We start from the raw sequence: 22064 nt of genomic DNA on the forward strand, positions 1-22064 counted from the left end.
CACCTCCATCATAAATGTATGTATATTTATATTCATACCCACAATGAACCTTTTTTACCTAAAGGAAGCTGCATTTATATTGAATGCAGCCTCCCTCCAAATCTTCCTATTTTAAGTTTTCCTTTATTGCGAGTAAATTATGATACTTTTGATTCGATCTTTGTATTTTCCACCACTTGATCCTTTGAAAAGAACCAACCGGCTGCAGCAATTCCGACTAAGACAGCGTAAAAGGTAATTTTCCATTCTGTAGAATGAGCAAACTCTTCACTTAATACTGCTAGCGACGGATGTGATAGTGTGTATACGGCAAGCTTTACGCCTACCCAGCCCACAATCCCGAACGCAGCAATCTCTAATCCAGGTCTTCTTTCTAGAAGCTTTACAAATTGATTTGCTGCAAAACGCATAATTACCAGACCAATGATTCCTCCTGCAAAGATAACTAAGAATTTCCCGCCGTCTAAACCACCGATATTAGGTAATGGCGTTTCTGGCAATACAACTGCGAGTGCTACAGCTGCTAAGATGGAATCAACAGCAAAGGCAATATCCGCTAATTCAACTTTAAAAACCGTTGACCAAAATCCACTTTTCTTAACGGGCTTTTTTCCCGCAGTACTTTCCGCTTTTCCTTTAATAGCCACTTTACGTACGATATGATTAATCGCCATAAATAACAAATATAAGGCTCCAATTGCTTGAACCTGCCAAACATCCACAAGAAAGGAAATAACAAACAATGAAACAAATCGAAACACAAATGCGCCAGCTAATCCGTAAAATAATGCTTTCTTTCGTTCTTCTTCAGGTAAATGCTTTACCATAATTGCAAGTACCAAGGCATTGTCTGCTGCAAGTAATCCTTCCAAGGCAATTAGTACCAATAAAACCCAACCGTATTCCAGCAATAGAGAAAAGTCCATTAATTGGTCCTCCTAATAATATATATTTTTCCTAAAATATCCCTTTGCTGCATAAAAAAGGCCTTTACCGAGAAAAGCGAATTTTCGCTTTTTCCCACGGTAAAGGCCACAAAAAACACATAAAGACCTTTACCGTTTGTGCAGTAAAGGTCTTGCTAACAACATCACGTTGCCAATAAAGCCGGAGAAATTACCTTCTCGGAATGACGACTTTATTGTCCAGCTACTCCCCTTTAAAAAGGAAATATTTTATTACTAATACTATATGATAAAATTTACAAATCGTCAATAACAAAATTCACAGCCTTCTATATGAACTTTCACACATAGGTTATAATCGAAGAGGAAATACTTTACATTTATTAAAATGAAACCGTAAAATAATAAATAATTACCAATTCTTATATGAGGACATACTAACCATAAAGTTAAAGGATGTGAAATATTTGGAAAAAAAGAAAAAGAAGAAATCACATTTTCCAATCCGACTCAATTTGCTATTTTTCAGTGTGTTTTTGTTATTTTCCATCCTTATCTTGCGCCTGGGATTTGTTCAAATTGTGTATGGAGAGAATTTCAAACGGGAATTAGAACGAAAAGAAGATATTACGATACATAACCCCGTTCCAAGGGGAAAAATGTTTGATAGCAATTTCAAAGTAATTGTTGATAATGTGCCAAAACGTGCAATTACATACACGAATATGGGAGCCAGCCAGAAAGAAATGCTGGATACGGCAGAAAAATTAGCAAAATTAATTGTTAAGAATACAGATAAGATGACTGAAAGGGACAAAAAGGATCTTTGGATCCTGAAGAATCCCGAAAAAGCGGAAGCAAAAATTACCAAAAAGGAAACAGAGTTATTTAAAGCAAAAAAATTAAAAGATAGTGATTTATATAAGTTAAAAATTGAACGGATTACCCCAGAAGAATTAAGTCAATTAAGTGCTGAAGATCTTGAAATGTGGGCAATTTATCTTAAATTTTCAAGCGGTTATAAATTCACACAGCAAATCGTAAAAAATGAAGATGTCACACCTGAAGAATTTGCAATTGTCAGTGAAAATTTGCAATCCATGCCTGGAGTTGATACCACAACAGACTGGGAAAGATCATATGCATTTAATCAGACGCTAAAGTCAATACTCGGGAACGTGACAAAAACCGAGGAAGGTCTTCCTGCTGATCGACTAGATTATTTCTTATCCCGAGGTTACAACCGGAATGACCGGGTCGGTAAAAGCCAGCTTGAGCTTCAATATGAGGATGTCCTTCATGGATACAAATCGAAGGTTAAAACCATCACGGATAAGGAAGGAAATGTTGTTGAAACAGAAGTTGTTTCTGATGGAAAAAGAGGCAAAGACCTTGTCCTAACAGTAGATATGGATTTGCAAATAGCTATCGAAAAGATAATTGAAGAAGAGTTGTGGGGATTGAAACAAACACCAAATACTTCTCTTTTAGACCGAGCCTATGTTGTTTTAATGGATCCCAAAAGTGGAGCTGTCTTAACAATGGCGGGAAAAAGAATCGTCAAAAATTCTGAAACCGGCCAATTAGAAATGCAGGATGACGCACTCGGTACTATTACAACAACATATAATGTAGGTTCTGCAGTGAAAGGTGCTACAATTTTGACTGGTTTTAAACAAGGAGTCATTAAACCAGGAACTCGTATTAATGATACTGGGATAAAAATCGCGGATACCCCTCTTAAAAAGTCCTATTCTTATTTAGGCACGTTGAATGATGTCGATGCGTTAAAATTATCTTCAAACGTTTATATGTTCCATACTGCGATTCGGATTGGAAAAGGCAATTACCAATATGATAAGCCTTTAGGTTTAGCCCCAAATACATTTGAAATCATTCGGAATTCATTTGCAAGCTTTGGCCTTGGTTCAAGAACAGGAATTGATCTTCCTAATGAGTCAAGCGGTTTAAAGGGTCCGAGCCGGCTCCCAGGACATTTGATGGACTTAGTTATTGGCCAATATGATACGTATTCACCGATGCAGTTAGCACAATATATTTCAACCATCGCAAATGGCGGAAAACGGATGAAACCGCATATCGTGAAAGAAATTCGTGAGCCTATCGACGATACAGACGAACCTGGGCCAGTATTTCAAGAGATTCAACCTACTGTCCTTAATACGATTGATGCCGAACCCGGGTGGATGGACCGAGTCCATCAAGGCTTTAAAAAAGTTTTCCAAGAGCCCGGCGGAACAGCGTATAAAAGGTTTCAAGGTGTCTCCTACTCCCCTGCAGGGAAAACAGGTACCGCTGAAGCCTTTTACGATGGACCAGAACGCCCACGGTTTGGGAAAGAGCCACCGCCTGTGATGAACTTAAGCTTGGTCACATACGCACCAAGCTCCAATCCTGAAGTGGCAATGGCCGTTATTGTACCTTGGGCCTACCAAGGAACAACCGATAACGGCGCAAACTTCCGAATCGGACGGAGAGTCATGGATACCTACTTTGAAATGAAGAAAAATTAAATTCAAAAGGCGTCTGGACTATGCTAACCAGACGCCTTTTTTGGTTTTCTATTTGATTGGTAATACATAAAACAAGACGCAGAAAAAGTGAAGGACTGTTCCGGCTATTACAAATAGATGCCAAATGGCATGGTGATAGCGGAATCCGCGCCAGACATAAAAAATTGCCCCAAATGTATAGAGGAGACCGCCAATCATTAAATAGGTCATCCCTTCTGAAGGAAGCTTAGCTGCTAATGGGTTCCATACAAAAACCATCATCCAGCCCATTACCACATAGAGAACCGTCGAAGTAAATAGATATTTTTTTGCAAAAAAACACTTAAAAACTGTTCCGGCAATCGCGAGCCCCCAAACAATCCCGAACAGTGACCATCCTAAAGAACCTCTAATCACCACTAACAAGAAAGGTGTATAGGTCCCGGCAATAAAAAAGTAAATCGAGGAATGGTCAAAGATTTCGAATATATCTTTTGCTTTTCCTTCGGGGAAACTATGTACCAATGTTGATGACATATATAATATGAACATAGAGACTCCGTAAATCGTAAAGCTAACAACGTGCCATGCATTTCCGTACAGAGTGGAGAAAACAATCAAAATGACCAAAGCTGCAATACTAAGCATGGCACCAATTCCATGTGTTATCGAATTGGCAACCTCCTCATTCCGTGAAAATACATGTGTATTTGCCATTTCTCAAAGCTCCTTTTAACTCTTCTTTATTTTATCCATTAAATCTATTATGCTCTTTTTTGGACTCCAGCAATTAAATTTATAATTGGTTTTGGTTTCATACCCTAAACGACTGCAGTAATAAACCATTCGATCTGATTTTCTCTCAGCTTTAAAATGTCTGCAGGTGGCACAGCAATGGAAATCTTTCATTATTTTCTCCTCCATTTATAACGAAAACACTAGGTACACCGCCGTCCCCCACATGATAACAGCAGATATTTTGTTTAATGTGTGAATGAATTTTCCTGTTTGATCAAGTTTCCCTACCACTCTACCAACAATGGATAATCCAAAGAACCATGACCAAGAAACGAAAATACAAACAATAGTAAAAGTTGCCTTTTCGATTCCTTTATACGCTAATGAACTTGTTCCGATTACACCAATCGTATCCATAATCGCATGTGGATTTAACAATGACACTGAGGCAGCAAAGACAATTTGTTTGCGTGCTGTGAATAATTGAACACTATTTTCCTCTGTACTGGGTTTACTTTTCCATGTTACATAGCCCATATATAGTAAAAAAGCAATTCCAATTACACTCAATGCTATTTTTAAAAAGCTGATTTCTAGCACAATTGCCGAAATTCCTAATACCGCCAAAGAAATTAAGAGTGTATCACAAAGTGCCGCTGTTAAAACCACTGGTAGTGCGTTTGTCCATTTTGGCTGTAAGGCTCCCTGATTAAATACAAAAACATTTTGTACACCTAAAGGTAAAATTAGCCCTAAGGCTAAAATAAATCCATGAATTGCAGCACTTATCATCTTTTCTCCCCTAAACATAATAATACTGGCTGTCTACTAAATAGCAGACAGCCTTTTTGAAACAAAACTATATTTTTCTCTCCATAAAAATCTCCGGGTCATCGATTGCCTGAAAACCATATTGTTCGTATAAACCGTGAGCGTCGTATGTACATAACATCATTTTCCGAACATCTTTAAGTTCGGACTGTTCAATCATGGTTTCCATCATCCATTTCGATAATCCCCGGCCTCTATATTCAGGAAGCACAAATACATCCATAATCCACGCAAACCGAACAAAGTCTGTTACTGCCCGAACGAATCCTATTTGCTTCGCTTCCCCTTTTGCAGGATCGCCATCGTACATTCCAAAGCAAATGGAGGATTTCTCTATTGATTTCTTTACTTTTCCCATTGAAATTCCTTTGGCCCAATAAGAATCAACACTCAAGAAATGGTGTATCACATTGGTATCGAGATATTGCTTTTTTGTACTAAGCGTAAAACCGTCCTTTTCCCAACTAGACATGTTCCATCACCTTCCGAAATTTTGGAATAAACTAACACTTTACCTTCCACTTAAGTATACTTCCTTCCTTCCCTGTCAATAACAATACCAAACACTAATAGAAAGAGGTGACATGGTATGAAGGGAATCTATCTCATCAATGATCGGATAAGTATAAATGGGCTATCAAAGGAAGAAAGCTTTAAACTTCAAGAACAAACCATCCTGCCTTATATCCAAGAACATAAAATCCAAGTGGTAAAGTTGAATCCGCACCAAATTTACGAGCATTACACCATTCCACATGCCCTATTACATGATTTAAAAAAGCATAGACCCTATCTTGATTGTTTTATCCAGTACTCTCCCCTTGTTATGGAGGATTTTATCCATTCTTATCCAGCACGTTGGTTCATTTTAAAAAGCTTTTTTAATGAAATTATTACAATCGAAGAAAAAGATCTTCCTGTTAAATTCATTGTTTAGTCAACAGATTCCTTTGTCATTTTCCGATACATGATAACAAAATTCACCAGGAAAAGAATAAGGATATAGCCGCCATATAGTCCAAAAGAAAACAACTTGTTACTGCTAAAAGATGCACCAGCAATGGATAAAATCAATATGTTGGGTATCTTCCCTAACGATGATGCGGTAAAAAAAATCAGCCCATTCACTTTACTTAAACCACAAATGATGTTAACAACAGGAGCTGGAATAATTGGAATCAGCCGACAGGTTAAGATTGCAACAAAGGAATTTCGATTTAGAAACTCGTCGTATTCCTGGATTTTCGGATATTTCATTAACTTAGATTGTGCATAATCCCGAAAACCGTACCTGCTTAAATAGAAGAAACCCATTGTTCCAGCCATAGCTCCCGTTAATGAGACGATTACTCCTTGCGAAGTTCCATATACACCGCCGATTAATCCCGCTAGGACAGGAAAAGGTATAATAGGAAAAAAGACACAAATAGCAACAAACAACATGCTTATGAGAACGGAAATTATTCCGCCTGCCTTAATTAAGATTAATAATTCATCCTTTTGAAGTAAGCCAATTGAAATGACTATGATGAATAAGGAAATGCTAAGGATTCTTTTTACCATCGTACTCTCCTAACTTAATTTAACGTTCCTTTAAGTATAAAGGTATTTGAAACATTCATAAACCATAAATCATCAGATTTTTTGAACAAAAAAAGACCTTTATCGTTTGATAAAGGTTGTTGTCTTCCTATTAAAATGCTGTTCTAGCACCTAGATATCTAGGTTTCCAATAAGGATTATTCATATCGGTAATCGTCACACCTGTTGATGAACCTGCATGGATGAATTTGTTATCTCCAATAAAAATCCCTAAATGACTAGGACCTGGTGCATAGGTTGAAAAGAAAACAAGATCACCTGGGCTCGGGCTGCTTACAGGTTTTAAGCCTGAAAATTGTGTTGCAGCCGTTCTAGGAAGAGAGATTCCAACTTTTTCAAAAACATACTTTGAGAAACCACTGCAATCAAAACCCGCTGGAGTATTTCCGCCCCATAAGTAAGGGGTGCCAATATATTTTTTTGCTTCGGTTATCACCAATTGTGCTTTTGAAACAGTAGAAATCGGTGTAGGAGTCACTGTTGTATTCGTTACTTTTAAGACTTGTCCAACATAGATTGTATCTGTAGTCATGTTATTAAGCGATTTAAGTTGTGAAACTGTTAGTTGGTGGCGTGTCGCTATTCCCCACAAGGTATCCCCTTTTTGTACGGTGTAGGTGAGACCAGTTTCATGCGTGTGAGGTGCTAATAATGATAGATTTTGATTTACATAAATGCTATCGGTAGTCAGATTATTCCAAGCTTTTAAATTTGCAACTGAAATATTATTATTTTGCGAGATTCTCCAAAGCGTGTCCCCTGATTTAACAGTATAGACATTTTCATGTGCACTTACAGTTCCACCAAAAGAGGTAAACAAAATGCCGGCAGCTGCCGCGACTGACAGTAAATGTTTTTTCATAGTTGCACTCCTTCAATTACTTGATATATTCATCATAAAGGAGAGAACCTATCTGTTTATATCCAAAACATATGGATAATCAGGGAGAATTTCCCTAGTGTGGAAATGAAAGCCCTCTAGTAACAAACTCTAGAAATGCTTTCACCCCTTATACACCAAGGGATTTCCGTTCACCTTATCTATTAACTAAAACAAATAGTAGTAAATTGGTAGTTTTTGAAAAAAGAATGTAGAAAATTTGTAACAAACCTTATGAAATATTGTAACAATCCTTGCATGCACAAGGAAAAGAGAAATTTATAATAAACCTATAGAAACATTTTTTATGGTTTTTAATTGGTTTTAAAAATATTATGAATCTTGGTGATAAGTATGCAAGGATTAAGTAAAGGACATCCACATGCAATGGGCCATCCGCATGGAATGAAAAAAATTGACTATGACGTTAACCCGTTTATCGTCATTTGGGAAGTAACACGTGCATGTCAATTGAAATGTTTACACTGCCGTGCTGACGCACAGTTAACTCCAGACCCTCGTGAATTAACACATGAAGAAGGAATAAATTTAATTGATCAAATTTATGAAATGGACAATCCGATGCTTGTCTTCTCAGGCGGAGATTGTATGATGAGGGAAGACCTTTTTGAGCTTGCAGATTATGCAGTTAAAAAAGGAATGCGCGTTAGTATGACTCCTAGTGCGACTCCTAATGTTACGAAGGAAAAAATGCAGCGTGCAAAGGAAGTTGGTCTTTCTCGTTGGGGCTTAAGTCTTGATGCACCGACAGCAGAAATTCACGACAAATTCCGTGGAGTGCCTGGTTCTTTCGACTTAACCATTGAAAAAATTAAATATTTAAATGAATTGGGAATGCCTTTGCAAATTAATACCGTCATTTCCCGATATAATTATGACCATCTCGAACAAATGTCTAAGCTTGTAGAAGAGCTTGGTGCTGTTATGTGGTATATTTTCTTACTTGTTCCGACTGGACGAGGTCAAATGGATGCATGTATCACACCTGCGGAGCATGAAAAAGTTTTCCGTTGGTTGTACCAACTAAGCAAAACAGCTCCTTACGATATTAAAACAACGGCTGCACAGCATTACCGTCGTGTTGTTTTACAAGAAAAAGCTCGTGACCATGTCATTGAAAAAGGAGAAATTCGCTACGAAGATTCCATTACAACTGATTTCGCTTCCATGCACGATGGCTTAAAACGTGCACCAAAGGGTGTAAATGACGGAAATGGCTTTGTATTCGTTAACCATATTGGCGATGTAATGCCAAGCGGCTTACTGCCTATCGTCGGTGGTAATATCAGAGAAACACCTTTAGCGGAAATATACCGTGAAGCGAAAGTCTTTAAAGAGTTAAGACAGCCTGACAATTATAAAGGCAAATGTGGTGTTTGTGAATTCAACAAAATCTGTGGAGGCTCACGTTCAAGAACGTATGCTGTTACCGGTGACTATATGGAAAGTGAACCATTCTGTGTTTATATTCCACAAGCAATGCGTAAGAAATCTGAACAGATGGTCTAATAAGCAGCAATGCAGGCATTCCTATTGGAATGCCTTTTACTATTCAATTAATCCTGTATCTTTAATTTGCACGTTTGCGTTAACTTTAAATTTTATTTCTGGATACAATCTCATCCACGTTTCCCAATCATCCTTCTCGAAATGTCTGCTGCGATAGCGTAAACCAAAACCGATAGGATCTACCTTTGACTTTTGTAATTTGACCAGTACATCATAAACCTGTTTTTTTGTGTACGTGTTGGCCATTTTTTCATATTTCCGCAAGTCTTTATTATTAACATCAAAAAGCGCTTCTTCTATTCTCCCCTGCAAATCTATATCCACTTTAATATAAGGTTGCTTTTGATTATCAGTCATTATTTTATAATTCGTTTTTACACCTTGGATATCAATGACAAATGACTGTTCCCCATTTACTATTTTTAAAGCAGTTTTTGGTTCTTCATTTAAAAAGAAATTCAAGATCATGGTTTCTTTAGGAGTAAATTTAATCTTCAACCCTTTCTTATCCAATAAACCTACTTTATCTACTTCGAAAAGATCTTTCTTAACTTCAATAATTGGCAGAAAGGGATCCATTCCTTTTTCACTAAATCTTTTTTTAAAATCAAAAAGGAATTCGGAAATCACATAAGTCGATTCTGAACCATCTTTACCCAATATTAGGAATAGAGAGTTGGAAGGAAGGCGTTCAGTTTTAGGCTTTAGTTTTAATACTTCTAGTGCTGAAGGTTTTCCGATCGTAACCCAAGACATTTCTTGGAAATCGCGTCTTCTGATAAACCAGTAATAAAGATTTTTGTCTATTTCGGGCTTAAGAATTTTCTCATTGTATACGATTAATTTGGCATGACTGAAATCAAGTTCTTTGTCTACTTCTGCCTTCATTATTCTTACCGCTTCGGCAATGGTATCACCTTCTTCGGAGATAATAACAAATTCGTTTGATACTTCTTGTACATTGGGAACTGCTAACTTGAGACTAATAAGGAACTTTTTATCGCTATTTTTGGCTGGGTCCACACCTACACTAACCACGAATATCCGTTTATCTATGTCTTTAAAGCCGCAGCCAGATAAAGAGGGAGTCAGTAAGATTAAGATGAACAAAACACCTTGTAATTTCAGATAGTGATTCATATCTTCCTCCTAAGGAAAAAGAAAAATCCTATAACCGCAATGATTTCAACAAAAAATCTTGCAATTAACCAGTACATTGAAATAAGTTCAGGGTGCATAAAATCAATTCGAAGAATAACTAATATCGAGAGACCAAAAAAGAAAGCCATTAACAGTCGATTTTTCTTTTTACTATTATTATTCGTATATACTCCTTTCATCAATTCAAAAGCAACATGCCAATGAACGGAAACACTGATTAAAGTTATGTTGATATATAGCATTAGAAAAATAAACACAACCCGCTCAACGGGGCTATAAGGCAGCCGAAGAGAATCTGCTGTAATAATCCATGGGTAGATGTACTCCTCTACTCCATAACTGCCATGCATTCCAATTGGTACGAATACAGAAGTAAACAGAGTTAAGATGGAAATAAATAAAATAATGACAAAATTAATGCTTTTGATTTTCTCTTTAATTAAGCGGTTAAAGATAATAATATTGGCGTATCCAGAGAATATATAACTTGCAACTGCGATTGGATTTAATTTCGGCACTGTTGCTGCATGAGTGCCCACTTCGAAAATAGAATCCCAATTTAAATAGTCACTAGTCACAGCTTTAAAGAAGACGAATCCGATAAATGGAACATTTAAACATAAAATAATTTCAAGTAAATACATAACCTTTTGAGTAGGCAATTGGATAACGAAACCAAGTACTACTAAAAAGGCTGCCAGTAACCAAACCTTTGATAGTTCTGGATTGATGATTCGATGAAGAATATCGATATAACCTAAAAGAGATAAAAGACCTGCTACAAACCAAAAGGAAGAAAAGCTCACAAGTATGATTATCTTTAATGGTTTATTCAATCCTTGTTCGAGAATTTCAGGTAAGCCTTGACCAGGAAACCTTGCATACACAATTGTATCCACATACATTAAGCCCATCCCTATTATCATGGCGATCAATATGCTTATTAGCAATCCATCAAACCGATATTGAATCAGATATTTTGGAACAAAAATAATGACATTCGTCAGCATATTTAACATGACTAAGTACAAAAAATAACGATTCATCCTACCACTCAATTCCTTATGAACCACTTAAGTTAGTTTTTCTTCCTTTAATGTTAAGAATGGTTTCCCAAAACTATCCAGACTTACCATATAGGCGATTAACATGAATAACCCGATAATCACACCAACTAAACCAAAGAATATAGATAAAGCTAAAATGAAGTATTTTGATATTCTCACTGCAAAACTAAAGGTATTTACTGGAATGACGAAATTTGAAATCGCCCCTAAAGAAACAATGATAATCATAATATTACTTACAAGACCAGCAGCCGTTGCAGCCTGTCCTAAAATTAACCCTCCAACGGTTGTTGCCGTTGGTCCAATCGCTTTTGGAAGCCGAATACTTGCTTCCAGTAGTAACTCCATCATAATAAGCATCAGAAAAACCTCAATAAACGATGGGTATGGAACAGCATGACGGCTTCCAGCAACGGAAAGTGCTAATTGAACTCTGAAGACTTCTGGATTATAACTTGTTAGAGCAACGTAAAGTCCCGGGAGCGTAATTGTTGTCATTAATGCTATATACCTAAGCAGCAATAGAAATTTTCCAATCCAAAATGTTTGATAGATATCCGCCATCGAGGCCATTAAATCCTTCATAACAGTGGGCATGATCACGGCAAATGGTGAACCAGCGACAAGGATAATTACTTTCCCGGCGGCAAGATTAATGGCTGTCCGATCTGGTCTTTCCGTCACCATTAAGGTTGGAAATAAGGAACGTTGACTTTTTTTTGTAAAGTCTAGCAATTGTTCACCTGACTGAAACATTTCAATCTGTATGGATGAAAGAAATTGTTTCACTTTTTCCAAAGTGTCTTTGTCTACTTTTCTTGAATCATAGAGAAGATTAACAGAGGTGTTCGATATCGTTCCCATCTTCATGGAATCAACCATTAATGATAAAGCCGGATAGCGGTTCCGTATGAGACCAATATTGGTTGAAAGACTTTCACTAAATCCTGATTGTGGTCCGAGAATGGTTGTTTCCACCGTTGTATCGATAACGGAATTATTTTTATCAACCTTCGTATCAAGGAGGAATATTTTCTCCTGATAGAAAAGTACTGCTGCCCCCTGAATCACTTCATTCACCGTTTTTTGCTGACTTTCAAACGGAGCAATTTTTGGATGTGATTGAAGATAGTTCAAAAATCCTCGGACCGAAATAATCTCAAAAAAAGGTTTTATCAAGAATGTCTGCATCTGGCCTTCATCACAAATCGTTTTGATATAAAATACTTCAATATATTTTTCATTTGTATGTAATTCTTTAAAGACAACGTCTTCTGACTTTTGAAATTGTTCTTTTATGGATTCCTGGAGCTTTTGAACCTCATGAGATGCCATTATTTTACCCTCTTTACAACTTCATTCTTCTTACCTTTCCTAGATGGATGGTATTTTATTCCGTTATCTGTATAGGCTTTGTTTATTTTTGAAATATTACTATGTTATCGGTATGATGGATAAGTATCATTACAAGAAAGTATAGAATTATGGAAGAAAAGGTGTTATATGATTAAAACCCTAGCTGTAAATGAGAATTATGAAATAATAAAGGACATCGGTGTTTCTGAGATACTGGGGGGAAATTATCTATGGTCTTGGATTGATTTTTACCAGCCAGATGATAATGAAGTCGAGTTATTAAGAAATCCACTTCACTTCCATCCCTTAGCTATTGAGGATTGTATTCATACATTGCAACGCCCAAAGCTCGATTATTATGAAGACTTTACCTTTTTTGTTACGCAAGTATTAAATCAGGAAACATTAGAAAAAGAAGAAATAAATTTTTTTCTTGCTGAAAAATTCATTGTTACATTCCATCTACAACCTTCTATTGAGATTCATGAGGTATGGAATCGGGTTAGTCTTACAACAAATAGTAAGAAGTGGAATCCATCTCAAGTTTTATATCACGTACTAGATAAGATGGTTGATAATTACTTTCCCCTCGTTAATAAGATTGATGATAAATTAAATGAAATTGATGAGAATTCCAAGGGACGACAGATGGAGCTTTTACTAGAGGACTTATTTGATACAAGGCATGACCTTCTTACTTTACGGCATACTATTACCCCGATGCGAGATCTTGTATATCGAATTATTAATTCACAGCGATTATCTTTTATGCAAGTTAAGATAGAATACTTTTCAGATATCCATGATCACTTATTAAAGTTAACCGAAATGGTGGAAGCAAATCGTGAATTAGCAACTGATATTCGTGACAGTTACATAACATTAAACTCACATCAAACAAACCGTGTCATGAAAGTCCTTACTGTTATTACAACCATCTTTATGCCCCTTACCTTTATCGCGGGTATATACGGGATGAACTTTAATTATATGCCTGGATTAACATGGAAGTATGGTTATTTTGTTACGCTATTCCTAATGTTTCTCGTGGGCATGGGGATGTCACTATGGTTTAAAAAGAAAGGATGGTTTAAATAGATTAAAAAGACTAGCATGCTAGTCTTTTTCTTTGTCTATTCCCAATTTTCATACGTAACGGTTCCACCGGTTAAATCAATGGTATTCCGCTCTCCCTTATAGTAGGTCTTTCCATCTTTTTCAATAATATAATTTTCATAGGTAAATACTGCTTTCCCGTCGGGCAGATGGATGACGACTTTGGAACCGAGATTTTCTTCTGGTGATTCAATTTTTATTGTACTTTGATAAAAATGTCGTCCGACATAGAAACCCACTGTCAAAAGGATAAAAATTAGTATGAAAAAAAATGGTCCCTTCCAGGAAATTTGCTTCGTTTTTTGATGGTATAGTTCTAATCTGGTCATTTTTTCCCCCATAAACCTGATTATTATTTGATAATTTAGAATTATTCCTTTTATTACCAATTACTGTACTATTTATCCCGAAAAGGAAAAATTCCACACTTCCTATGCTATGCAGGCACACCAAATAAGTTGAATAGTTTTGTTATCGATTGATTTTTAATTATGATGTTATAATAAGAAAGAGTGTTATTTAGAAAGGGGATTTAGCTTTGTCAAACAAAAACACAGAGGAAACAATGAAATTACTTGTGGATTTAGTATCGATCCCAAGTCCATCAGGAAATACCAACGAAGTGATTTCCTATGTTGAAAAATACCTTGCAGAATTAAAAGTTGAAACAAGAAGAAACCGTAAAGGTGGTCTTATTGCAACATTAGCTGGGAAAGATACGAGTCAGCATCGTATGCTTACGGCACACGTTGATACTCTTGGAGCCATGGTTAAAGAAATTAAGTCAAACGGCAGACTAAAGATTGACTTGATTGGCGGCTTTAAGTATAACTCGATTGAAGGTGAATATTGCCAAATCGAAACAAGCAGTGGTAAAAAAATTACGGGGACCATCCTTATGCATCAAACCTCTGTCCATGTATACAAGGACGCCGGAAAGGCTGAGCGTAATCAAGAAAATATGGAAATCAGATTGGATGAAAAAGTACATAATGCCGAAGATATAAGAGCACTGGGAATTGAAGTAGGAGATTTCGTTTCCTTCGATCCACGGGTAGAAGTAACTCCAAGCGGATTTATTAAATCCCGTCACTTAGATGATAAAGCAAGTGTAGCCATATTACTGCAATTAATTAAGCAAGTAAAAAATGAAAATATTGAATTACCTTACACCACCCATTTCTTAATTTCTAACAATGAGGAAATTGGTTACGGTGGAAATTCCAATATTACTCCTGAAACAGTTGAGTATTTGGCTGTTGATATGGGGGCAATGGGCGATGGACAATCAACCGATGAGTATACAGTATCTATTTGTGTGAAGGATGCAAGTGGACCCTACCATTACGAACTCCGAAAAAACTTAGTACGGCTTGCTGAAGAAAACAATATCCAATACAAACTCGATATCTACCCCTTCTATGGCTCTGATGCATCAGCAGCGATTCGCTCTGGTCACGACATCGTACACGGGTTAATTGGACCTGGGATTGATTCCTCCCATGCTTTTGAACGGACACACGAATCATCAATTGAAAATACAGCAAAGCTTTTGTTTCATTACGTCCAATCCAGTTTAGTCATATAAAATAATTTTCTATAAAACAGGAGGTTTCGATATGTTCTCAAACATTGGTGTACCCGGCTTAATCTTAATTCTGGTGCTCGCCTTAATTGTCTTTGGACCGAATAAATTGCCTGAGATAGGTCGTGCATTTGGTAAATCACTTCGTGAATTCAAGCGCGCAACAGAAGGATTAACCAATGACATTAAAGAAGAATTTAAAGATGACCTGAACGAAGCAAAGAAGGATATTAATCTTAAAAAGTAAAAAAACGCAAGCTGCACTATCGCAGCTTGCAATTTTTTATCTTCGCGATTTATCCGCAAAGTTCTGAAGTTGATTTATTAATTTCTTCCTTGTTTTATCATTTCTAAGTAAATAGGCTGCCCCTAATGCAGCTGTCGTCAGTAAAAATCGATTTCTGGCCAACGTGAATCCCCTCCACTATTCTATTCTGCTAACATTGCCTTTATTTTTTCGTTATGCTGTTTGGACTGATCTAGCAGTTGATTTAATAATTCTGCTGCAGTTTTATCATTTTTCGCTTCAACAGCTGCCTTCAAGTCATGGAAGGTTTTCCAATTCCCCATCGCCTTACCGCCATGTGCTTTTTGAACAAATTCCTCTTTTGTTAACTTTCCTTCGTCTAATTGTTTCTTCAACTCTTGAATTTTCGACATCTTTTCTTGCTTCCACTTTTCACGTTTCTCTGCATTTTCAGGACTCAGCCACTTGTTTCTTAAATCCTTTTTCTCAGCTAATACTTTTGTCCACTCTGCTTTTTTATCTGGGGTATATTGATCAACCCATGTTAGCAGTTTTTGTTCACGCTCAGCCATTTTTGCCTGCCAATTCTTATGCATATGCTCCTGCTTTTCACAATCACATTCCTCAGTACCCTCTTTATCATGTGATCCTGGTACAGGTTTTTCAGTTTGTTTACCATTTGTATCTGGCACTTCTACATTTGCCGATACCCAGCCAGGAATAGCTAGTAATAAACCTAGCACGATGATTAACATTCTTTTTTTCATCATTACCATCTCCTTCTTTCTTGCTTATCATTTGAAAATTTAACCAGTTATTTATGGCACGAATTTAACATTCCCTATTTGTCGGAAAAAAATTTACCAATTCGACAAATATAAATGTATATACCACTTGTTTCTAAATTAGAGATATCGTATTCTATGAATATAGAAGATATGTGAAATACTTCACAATCAGATCGAGTTTGATGCTCTATATTTTTTTAAATCATAATGTGAAGTGTTTCACAATAATAATTCGTAGATAACTTATTTATTGATAGGAGAGGGATTTAAAATGAACAAACCAAAAATAGTAATCTTAGGAGCCGGATACGGTGGAATCATAACAAGTAAGAAACTAGAAAAATTACTTAAGTCTGGCGAAGCAGATGTTACCTTAATCAATAAACATGAATACCACTATATTACAACACAACTCCATAAAACTGGAGCAGGTACAGCGGCTGACCGTCAAATAGCGATGGAGATTCCAGAATTGATTAATCCTGAAAAAACAAATTTTAAAAAGGGCAATGTTACCGGTGTTGATGTTACAAAGCAAGAGGTGCATCTTGAAGGTGGCGAAAAGGTAGAATATGATTACCTATTAATTGCTTTAGGTTTTGATATTGAGACATTTGGAATTCCTGGAATTAAGGAACATGCTTTTGCAATCCGCAGCTTTAGAAGTACAAAAGCCATTTATAATCAAATCATTAGACAATTAACTCTTTATAAAGAAGACAAAGATCCATCACGTTTAACATTTGTAGTAGCAGGCGGCGGCTTTACTGGATTAGAAATGTTAGGTGAATTAGCAGAAGGACTTCCTAAGCTTTGCAAAAAATATGATGTTCCTTTTGAAAATGTAAAAATTGTGGCTGTAGAGGCAGCCGCATCTGTCATCCCGTTCTTCCCTAAGGAATCCATCCAATACACAACTGAGGTCCTAGAAAAGTTTAATATCAGTATGCATATGTCAACCAAAATTTTAGAATGTACACCTGAAAAGGTTGTACTTGAAAATGATATCGAGATTCCAACTCGTACATTAATTTGGTCCTGTGGAGTTAAAGGCAATCCGATTGTTCAAAACTGTGGATTACCGATTGTAAGAGGCAAACTCCCAGTAGATTCATGCCTTCGCGTTCAGGACAGGAAAAACATTTTTAGTATTGGAGACTGTTCCCTATTCATGAAGGATGATAAAAATGCTCTTCCACCTACTGCACAGGTTGCGCTCCAGGAAGCCGATGTTTGTGCTAAGAATATTGTTACTACACTAAGAGGCGGAAGCTTAAAAGCTTTCGAATACCATCATAAAGGATCTGTTGCTTCAATTGGAAACTTTGCAGCAGTAGGGAAAGTTGGTAACTTTAGACTTTCTGGTTTATTCGGTGCCTTTATGAAGCAAGTAATTGAAGCTCGCTATTTATTGAACCTTGGCGGACCTTCCCTTATCATTAAACAGCACTTTGGAGTTAGTAAAGACCCAGTGAAAGTTACAGCAAATCAGTAAGTAGTGATCCCAATGGAAAAAGGATTCCCTCCCCTTCTTGCCATTGATTAAAATATCCCTTATCATACCTTGCCTTAATCCCCCCAGGTTAAGGCAACAAAACCATCTTTCCATTGGAAAGGTGGTTTATTTATTTCTATAATATTTGCGAACAAGAAGACGAGTTATTCCTTATATTTATAAGAATAACTCGATAAATTCGTTTTAATAGACATCTTTTTTGGTAAATACAAAAAATGAAACAAATAATCCAACAGCCCACCATACGAGTAGAACCATCATTGAAAAGGACAGGGTCATCCCTTCAATTGGCGGCGGGTTACCATTCATATAATTTGTTAACTTTAGATTCACCATAAAGAAATATTTAGCCGACTCCCATGAAGAAACCATATTGCTTAAGATAGCTCCTGATATGAGCGCTGCCAACATAACACCCATCCCTGCAGCCGTACTACGAATTAAAACAGATAGCATGAAAGAAAGTGTCCCAACGACAATCGCGACAAACCATACAAGTCCAAAATCCATTAAGAGAAACTGCCATTGATCGATTAATTTTACACTGGCTGTATCTAAGCCTGCATCATTCACAGTAAAACCTGTCAAAACCGGTGCTCCCCAACCTTTATAACCAAAAACCATGCCTGAAATAGTATAAGAAAGGAGCCCAGCAATCGCTACAATTAATGAAATTGCAAAAGTTAGGGTTATATACTTACTCAGTAATACCTTCCACCTTTTAACGGGACGAGTTAACAATAACTTAATAGAGCCTTGACTATGTTCAGAAGAAACAATATCACTAGCAATAACCATCACCATTAATGGGATAAATAATTCAATAGAGTTTTCTAAAAAAATCCTCATAAACGTCGGAGCACCAGGCTCTGAAGGGTTAATGTCATGATCCAAATAATATTGATTCTGCTGCAAAGCAATTTGCAGTTGTTTTTTCCATTCATCTGAAATACGGGCACTGCTGATTCGGTTTTGCTGGTCAATAATGGTTTGTTGGATCATCGTACGCCAATCGTCGGTTCCTAATTTTTCTCTTTGTCTTTCAACCTCTTTAAATTGGGCATAGGTGAACATTGCAACCAAAATACTAATAATAATCGCGATTACAACTAGACGCTTTTTAGCAATAAGCTTCATCATTTCATTTTGAATCAATTTATTCAATCGAATCACCCCCGGTTAATTCGAGGAATAAATCTTCCAATACTGGCATTTTACGATTCATTTCAGTAACAGCTACTCCTGCTTCCACAAGAATTTTATTCCACTCTGCGGTTTTAATTTCATCGAATTCCGTCGAAACTGAACCATCTTCTTTTTCTTCAATTGTGGTGACAGAACGCAATAACTGCTTCCCCTCCTCCTTTGGATGGAAACGCCATATAACTCGTTCTCTATTCGATAACAAGTTGCGCACCGAATCTGTTCGGATCACCGCTCCTCTTGAAATTATCGCCACTCGGTCACATAATAATTGAATTTCACTCAGCAGATGGCTGGAAACGAGAACGCTCAGTCCTTCCTCTTCTGCAAGGGAGCGAATAAACTCCCTCATTTCTCTGATTCCTGCAGGATCCAACCCATTCGTTGGTTCATCAAGGATTAATACTTTGGGTCTTCCTAGCAAGGCTTGGGCAATCCCTAGTCTCTGTCTCATCCCAAGAGAATAGGTTTTTACTCGATCATGAATTCGATCTTTTAGACCCACAAGTTCAGTCACTTCTCTAATCCGCTCGTTGCCAATTCCATCAAGCATATTCGCAAAATGAAGCAGGTTGTCATAACCAGATAAATACGGATATAATTCAGGATTTTCAACAATACAGCCGAGATGTTTCATCGCTTCCTCAAAGTTTTCCTCAATATTATATCCACCAATCTGAATGCTTCCTGAGGTGGGTTTGATTAATCCCACTAACATTCGGATGGTTGTTGTTTTACCTGCGCCATTTGGACCTAAGAATCCAAAGACCTCGCCTTCTTTCAAGTCAAAACTAATCCCTTTAATGATTTCCTTTTTACCGATTACCTTTTTTAAATTATGTACTGATAAAGTTATTTTCTCCATTTTACTTTTCTCTCCTTACCAGGTAAGCAATGAAGCCACACGTTCAGCAATTAAACGGTACCCTTTTGTATTTGGATGAAACTTGTCGGTATAAAGATAATCATTTACTTTTAATTCAAAAAGATCAAATGTTGGTACAAATACAATCTTTGGGTACGTTGCACTTAATTCCGCACTCTGGTAATTCCAATGGCGAACGACTTTTGACATTTCTTTTCCCGCTTCTAACTCAATAAATGGGTTATATAGTCCAATGAAAAAAACATTTGCATCTGGATTACTTGTCCGAATCTGCTGGAAAATAACATTCATATTCTCCAAGAATTTTTTCTTAATTGCTTCTATTCCTGCTGGGTCAAACTCAACTAACCCTTGTCCACCTCTGAACAAATCATTTCCGCCCATTGTTACTAATACCATATCTGCTGTTTGAATTTGGCGTTTAACTTCTGTTTGCTGAACTTGCTGCTTTAGCTGGTCAGACCGTTGACCACTAATACCCAGATTCGTAAGCGTCACGTCTTGCTTAGATTTTTCCTTTATTTCTTCCATAAGGACTCCAACATAGCCTTTCCCAGTTTCATCCCCTGTACCTCTCGTTAAGGAATCACCTAAGGCAACAATATGCAGCCCTTCTTTTTCCTCTGTTTTCTTTTCAATATTGGTTTTCTCTGGGATTTTATCTGGTTTGCCAGCATAATATTCAGCTACTGCCCAGCCAAGCCCCACCAGCCAGAGGAGGCAAAAAAATACTGAAACCATGGTTACAGACCGTATGACATTTTTATTCAAAAAGCTTCATCCTTTCTGGCCTTTTCTACCTTTTATTTAATCACAATTACCGGCTGAATCAAACTTTCAACGCACAAAAAAACCGATTTCCTAGACGGAAACCGGTTCTTTCTTCACACTTTCTTCTAAACTGTCTTTTGGACCAAAAAATTCAAAATGAATTCTGTCTTCTTTTACTCCTAAATTCTTCAAAGATTGATTGATTGATTTCATAAATGGCAGTGGACCACAGAAATAAAAGTCTGATTCTACAGTTGGAATGTTGGTTACCATCCACTCTTGTGTCACATAGCCTTCAACATCAAAGTTATTGTTCTCTCGGTCTTCTTCGGTTGGTGAATCATAGAAAAAGAATGAGTTTACATTGCCCAGTGAAGATAGTGTTTCAACTTCCTCTCTTAAGGCATGAACATTCCCATTTGCCGCAGCATGAATGAACGTTACTTTTCTTTCTGGCTGGACTTCAACCACTGTTTTTAACATACTCAACATTGGCGTTAATCCCACTCCGCCGCTTAATAAAACAACAGGTGTAATTTTATCAGTATCAAGGACAAAATCCCCAGCAGGTGCGCTTACCTTTAAGATTTCGCCTTCTGTAACAACGTCATGAAGGTAATTAGATACCATGCCGTCTGGATTCGCTGTTCCAGATTCACGCTTTACGCTAATTCGGTAATAATCTTTGCCAGGTGAATCCGATAGGCTATATTGACGAATATGGGTGAACTCCTCGCCATCAATTTCGAGTTTGATGCTGATATATTGACCTGGAAGAAATTGAGCAATTTCTTTATTGTCCGTAGGTTTTAGGTAGAAAGATGTAATGACATCACTCTCTTTTACTTTGCGATCAACCACAAAACTGCGGAAACCGTCCCAACCACCTTTTTGTGAAGAAGCTTCTTCGTACATTTCAGCTTCTACAGCAATAAAGGCATCAGCAATTACACCATACGCCTTCGCCCAGGCATCAATGATTTCATCAGTAGCTGCCTCACCTAGGACCTCTTTAATGGCTAGTAATAAATGCTTTCCAACAATTGGATAATGTTCAGCTTTAATCCCTAGACTTCTATGTTTATGGGCAATTTGTTTTACAACAGGAAGAATTGCTTCAAGGTTATCAATATATTGAGCTGCGGCATACACCGTTCCTGCAAGTGCTCTTTGCTGTCTACCTTGTTTTTGGTTTGCATGGTTAAAGATATTCAACAGTTCAGGATGATTTCCAAACATTAATTGATAAAAACGAGTTGTAATGGCTTCTCCGTGTTTTTCTAAAACAGGGACAGTTGATTTAATAATATCAATTGTTTTTTGATCTAACAAAACGAACACTCCTTATGTAGTTATTACTATTTATATA

At 36.9% G+C, this 22064-nt stretch carries 23 protein-coding genes; 7 read left to right on the top strand and 16 right to left on the bottom strand.

The window, feature by feature from the left end; all coding sequences use genetic code 11:
- Positions 1 to 137 precede the first annotated feature (137 nt).
- The gene (locus QUG14_RS06570) at positions 138 to 926 is read right to left on the bottom strand and encodes a TerC family protein (protein ID WP_289339719.1); all 789 of its coding nucleotides are present in this window, start codon (positions 924 to 926) and stop codon (positions 138 to 140) included.
- Positions 927 to 1372: 446 nt separating this feature from the next.
- Between QUG14_RS06570 and QUG14_RS06575 the strand changes: the two genes are divergently transcribed.
- On the top strand, positions 1373 to 3439 hold the full coding sequence (locus QUG14_RS06575) for a peptidoglycan D,D-transpeptidase FtsI family protein (protein WP_289339720.1): 2067 nt from the start codon (positions 1373 to 1375) through the stop codon (positions 3437 to 3439).
- Positions 3440 to 3487: 48 nt separating this feature from the next.
- Here QUG14_RS06575 and trhA read toward each other — a convergent pair whose 3' ends face one another.
- The 3 genes from trhA to QUG14_RS06590 all read right to left on the bottom strand — a co-directional run bounded on the left by trhA (position 3488) and on the right by QUG14_RS06590 (position 5459).
- A complete protein-coding gene (gene trhA, locus QUG14_RS06580) occupies positions 3488 to 4135 on the bottom strand; it encodes a PAQR family membrane homeostasis protein TrhA (protein WP_289339721.1) in 648 nt (215 codons plus the stop codon).
- 207 nt (positions 4136 to 4342) lie between these two features.
- Entirely contained in the window at positions 4343 to 4948 is a 606-nt protein-coding gene (locus QUG14_RS06585; RefSeq protein ID WP_289339722.1) for a LysE/ArgO family amino acid transporter, read from the bottom strand.
- 67 nt (positions 4949 to 5015) lie between these two features.
- Entirely contained in the window at positions 5016 to 5459 is a 444-nt protein-coding gene (locus QUG14_RS06590; protein ID WP_289339723.1) for a GNAT family N-acetyltransferase, read from the bottom strand.
- A 117-nt stretch (positions 5460 to 5576) separates the two neighbouring features.
- On the opposite strand from QUG14_RS06590, the gene QUG14_RS06595 reads away from it, so the two are divergent.
- Positions 5577 to 5924, top strand: a complete 348-nt coding sequence (locus tag QUG14_RS06595; protein ID WP_289339724.1) for a hypothetical protein — start codon at positions 5577 to 5579, stop codon at positions 5922 to 5924.
- Here QUG14_RS06595 and QUG14_RS06600 read toward each other — a convergent pair.
- Together QUG14_RS06600 and QUG14_RS06605 are read right to left on the bottom strand one after the other, a co-directional pair.
- Positions 5921 to 6550, bottom strand: coding sequence for a TVP38/TMEM64 family protein (locus QUG14_RS06600; RefSeq protein WP_289339725.1), 630 nt, complete (start codon positions 6548 to 6550; stop codon positions 5921 to 5923). The two genes, QUG14_RS06595 and QUG14_RS06600, sit on opposite strands and share 4 nt — an antisense overlap.
- A 130-nt stretch (positions 6551 to 6680) precedes the next feature.
- On the bottom strand, positions 6681 to 7451 hold the full coding sequence (locus QUG14_RS06605; protein ID WP_289339726.1) for a C40 family peptidase: 771 nt from the start codon (positions 7449 to 7451) through the stop codon (positions 6681 to 6683).
- Positions 7452 to 7823: 372 nt separating this feature from the next.
- On the opposite strand from QUG14_RS06605, the gene QUG14_RS06610 reads away from it, so the two are divergent.
- Complete coding sequence (locus tag QUG14_RS06610; RefSeq protein WP_289339727.1) at positions 7824 to 8999, top strand: TIGR04053 family radical SAM/SPASM domain-containing protein; 1176 nt, start codon at positions 7824 to 7826, stop codon at positions 8997 to 8999.
- 39 nt (positions 9000 to 9038) lie between these two features.
- Here the strand turns inward: QUG14_RS06610 and QUG14_RS06615 are convergent, their stop codons facing one another.
- From QUG14_RS06615 to QUG14_RS06625, 3 genes are read right to left on the bottom strand one after another with little or no spacing between them, the layout of a single operon-like run.
- The gene (locus QUG14_RS06615; protein ID WP_289339728.1) at positions 9039 to 10139 is read right to left on the bottom strand and encodes a Ger(x)C family spore germination protein; all 1101 of its coding nucleotides are present in this window, start codon (positions 10137 to 10139) and stop codon (positions 9039 to 9041) included.
- Positions 10136 to 11206 (bottom strand): GerAB/ArcD/ProY family transporter, encoded by a 1071-nt coding sequence (locus QUG14_RS06620; protein ID WP_289339729.1) that lies wholly within the window; start codon positions 11204 to 11206, stop codon positions 10136 to 10138. Before QUG14_RS06620 ends, QUG14_RS06615 begins: the two co-directional genes overlap by 4 nt.
- A gap of 27 nt (positions 11207 to 11233) precedes the next feature.
- Entirely contained in the window at positions 11234 to 12562 is a 1329-nt protein-coding gene (locus tag QUG14_RS06625; RefSeq protein ID WP_289339730.1) for a spore germination protein, read from the bottom strand.
- Positions 12563 to 12730: 168 nt separating this feature from the next.
- Here QUG14_RS06625 and corA point away from each other — a divergent pair, with 168 nt between their 5' ends.
- Positions 12731 to 13681: a magnesium/cobalt transporter CorA gene (corA, locus tag QUG14_RS06630; protein ID WP_289339731.1), complete on the top strand. Its 951-nt coding sequence runs from the start codon at positions 12731 to 12733 to the stop codon at positions 13679 to 13681.
- A gap of 35 nt (positions 13682 to 13716) precedes the next feature.
- On the opposite strand, the gene QUG14_RS06635 is transcribed toward corA, so the two are convergent.
- Positions 13717 to 14028 (bottom strand): hypothetical protein, encoded by a 312-nt coding sequence (locus tag QUG14_RS06635; protein WP_289339732.1) that lies wholly within the window; start codon positions 14026 to 14028, stop codon positions 13717 to 13719.
- A gap of 236 nt (positions 14029 to 14264) precedes the next feature.
- On the opposite strand from QUG14_RS06635, the gene QUG14_RS06640 reads away from it, so the two are divergent.
- Both QUG14_RS06640 and tatA read left to right on the top strand, forming a co-directional pair.
- On the top strand, positions 14265 to 15287 hold the full coding sequence (locus QUG14_RS06640) for a M42 family metallopeptidase (RefSeq protein WP_483310795.1): 1023 nt from the start codon (positions 14265 to 14267) through the stop codon (positions 15285 to 15287).
- Positions 15288 to 15318: 31 nt separating this feature from the next.
- Positions 15319 to 15531 carry a twin-arginine translocase TatA/TatE family subunit gene (gene tatA, locus QUG14_RS06645; RefSeq protein ID WP_289339734.1) on the top strand — a complete coding sequence of 71 codons (213 nt, stop codon included), beginning with the start codon at positions 15319 to 15321 and terminating at the stop codon, positions 15529 to 15531.
- Positions 15532 to 15567: 36 nt separating this feature from the next.
- On the opposite strand, the gene QUG14_RS06650 is transcribed toward tatA, so the two are convergent.
- A complete protein-coding gene (locus QUG14_RS06650; RefSeq protein WP_289339735.1) occupies positions 15568 to 15693 on the bottom strand; it encodes a hypothetical protein in 126 nt (41 codons plus the stop codon).
- Between the two features lie 20 nt (positions 15694 to 15713).
- On the bottom strand, positions 15714 to 16298 hold the full coding sequence (locus QUG14_RS06655; protein WP_289339736.1) for a hypothetical protein: 585 nt from the start codon (positions 16296 to 16298) through the stop codon (positions 15714 to 15716).
- 292 nt (positions 16299 to 16590) lie between these two features.
- On the opposite strand from QUG14_RS06655, the gene QUG14_RS06660 reads away from it, so the two are divergent.
- Positions 16591 to 17814, top strand: coding sequence for an NAD(P)/FAD-dependent oxidoreductase (locus QUG14_RS06660; RefSeq protein ID WP_289339737.1), 1224 nt, complete (start codon positions 16591 to 16593; stop codon positions 17812 to 17814).
- 204 nt (positions 17815 to 18018) lie between these two features.
- Here QUG14_RS06660 and QUG14_RS06665 read toward each other — a convergent pair whose 3' ends face one another.
- The 4 genes from QUG14_RS06665 to hmpA form a co-directional block, all read right to left on the bottom strand.
- The gene (locus QUG14_RS06665) at positions 18019 to 18999 is read right to left on the bottom strand and encodes an ABC transporter permease (RefSeq protein ID WP_289339738.1); all 981 of its coding nucleotides are present in this window, start codon (positions 18997 to 18999) and stop codon (positions 18019 to 18021) included.
- Complete coding sequence (locus QUG14_RS06670) at positions 18992 to 19903, bottom strand: ABC transporter ATP-binding protein (protein WP_289339739.1); 912 nt, start codon at positions 19901 to 19903, stop codon at positions 18992 to 18994. Before QUG14_RS06670 ends, QUG14_RS06665 begins: the two co-directional genes overlap by 8 nt.
- 15 nt (positions 19904 to 19918) lie before the next feature.
- Positions 19919 to 20695 carry an SGNH/GDSL hydrolase family protein gene (locus QUG14_RS06675; RefSeq protein ID WP_289339740.1) on the bottom strand — a complete coding sequence of 259 codons (777 nt, stop codon included), beginning with the start codon at positions 20693 to 20695 and terminating at the stop codon, positions 19919 to 19921.
- A gap of 90 nt (positions 20696 to 20785) precedes the next feature.
- Positions 20786 to 22027 (bottom strand): NO-inducible flavohemoprotein, encoded by a 1242-nt coding sequence (gene hmpA / locus QUG14_RS06680; RefSeq protein ID WP_289339741.1) that lies wholly within the window; start codon positions 22025 to 22027, stop codon positions 20786 to 20788.
- Between the last annotated feature and the right edge of the window lie 37 nt (positions 22028 to 22064).

Origin of the sequence: Neobacillus sp. CF12 (assembly GCF_030348765.1) — a bacterium.
GTDB lineage: Bacteria > Bacillota > Bacilli > Bacillales > Cytobacillaceae > Neobacillus.

Excerpts from the sequence above, each read along its gene's own strand:
- QUG14_RS06570 (WP_289339719.1), bottom strand. The coding sequence starts at position 926 with ATGGACTTTTCTCTATTGCTGGAATACGGTTGGGTTTTATTGGTACTA.
- trhA (WP_289339721.1), bottom strand. The coding sequence starts at position 4,135 with ATGGCAAATACACATGTATTTTCACGGAATGAGGAGGTTGCCAATTCG.
- QUG14_RS06585 (WP_289339722.1), bottom strand. The coding sequence starts at position 4,948 with ATGATAAGTGCTGCAATTCATGGATTTATTTTAGCCTTAGGGCTAATT.
- QUG14_RS06590 (WP_289339723.1), bottom strand. The coding sequence starts at position 5,459 with ATGTCTAGTTGGGAAAAGGACGGTTTTACGCTTAGTACAAAAAAGCAA.
- QUG14_RS06595 (WP_289339724.1), top strand. The coding sequence starts at position 5,577 with ATGAAGGGAATCTATCTCATCAATGATCGGATAAGTATAAATGGGCTA.
- QUG14_RS06600 (WP_289339725.1), bottom strand. The coding sequence starts at position 6,550 with ATGGTAAAAAGAATCCTTAGCATTTCCTTATTCATCATAGTCATTTCA.
- QUG14_RS06605 (WP_289339726.1), bottom strand. The coding sequence starts at position 7,451 with ATGAAAAAACATTTACTGTCAGTCGCGGCAGCTGCCGGCATTTTGTTT.
- QUG14_RS06610 (WP_289339727.1), top strand. The coding sequence starts at position 7,824 with ATGCAAGGATTAAGTAAAGGACATCCACATGCAATGGGCCATCCGCAT.
- QUG14_RS06615 (WP_289339728.1), bottom strand. The coding sequence starts at position 10,139 with ATGAATCACTATCTGAAATTACAAGGTGTTTTGTTCATCTTAATCTTA.
- QUG14_RS06620 (WP_289339729.1), bottom strand. The coding sequence starts at position 11,206 with ATGAATCGTTATTTTTTGTACTTAGTCATGTTAAATATGCTGACGAAT.
- QUG14_RS06625 (WP_289339730.1), bottom strand. The coding sequence starts at position 12,562 with ATGGCATCTCATGAGGTTCAAAAGCTCCAGGAATCCATAAAAGAACAA.
- corA (WP_289339731.1), top strand. The coding sequence starts at position 12,731 with ATGATTAAAACCCTAGCTGTAAATGAGAATTATGAAATAATAAAGGAC.
- QUG14_RS06635 (WP_289339732.1), bottom strand. The coding sequence starts at position 14,028 with ATGACCAGATTAGAACTATACCATCAAAAAACGAAGCAAATTTCCTGG.
- QUG14_RS06640 (WP_483310795.1), top strand. The coding sequence starts at position 14,265 with ATGAAATTACTTGTGGATTTAGTATCGATCCCAAGTCCATCAGGAAAT.
- tatA (WP_289339734.1), top strand. The coding sequence starts at position 15,319 with ATGTTCTCAAACATTGGTGTACCCGGCTTAATCTTAATTCTGGTGCTC.
- QUG14_RS06655 (WP_289339736.1), bottom strand. The coding sequence starts at position 16,298 with ATGAAAAAAAGAATGTTAATCATCGTGCTAGGTTTATTACTAGCTATT.
- QUG14_RS06660 (WP_289339737.1), top strand. The coding sequence starts at position 16,591 with ATGAACAAACCAAAAATAGTAATCTTAGGAGCCGGATACGGTGGAATC.
- QUG14_RS06670 (WP_289339739.1), bottom strand. The coding sequence starts at position 19,903 with ATGGAGAAAATAACTTTATCAGTACATAATTTAAAAAAGGTAATCGGT.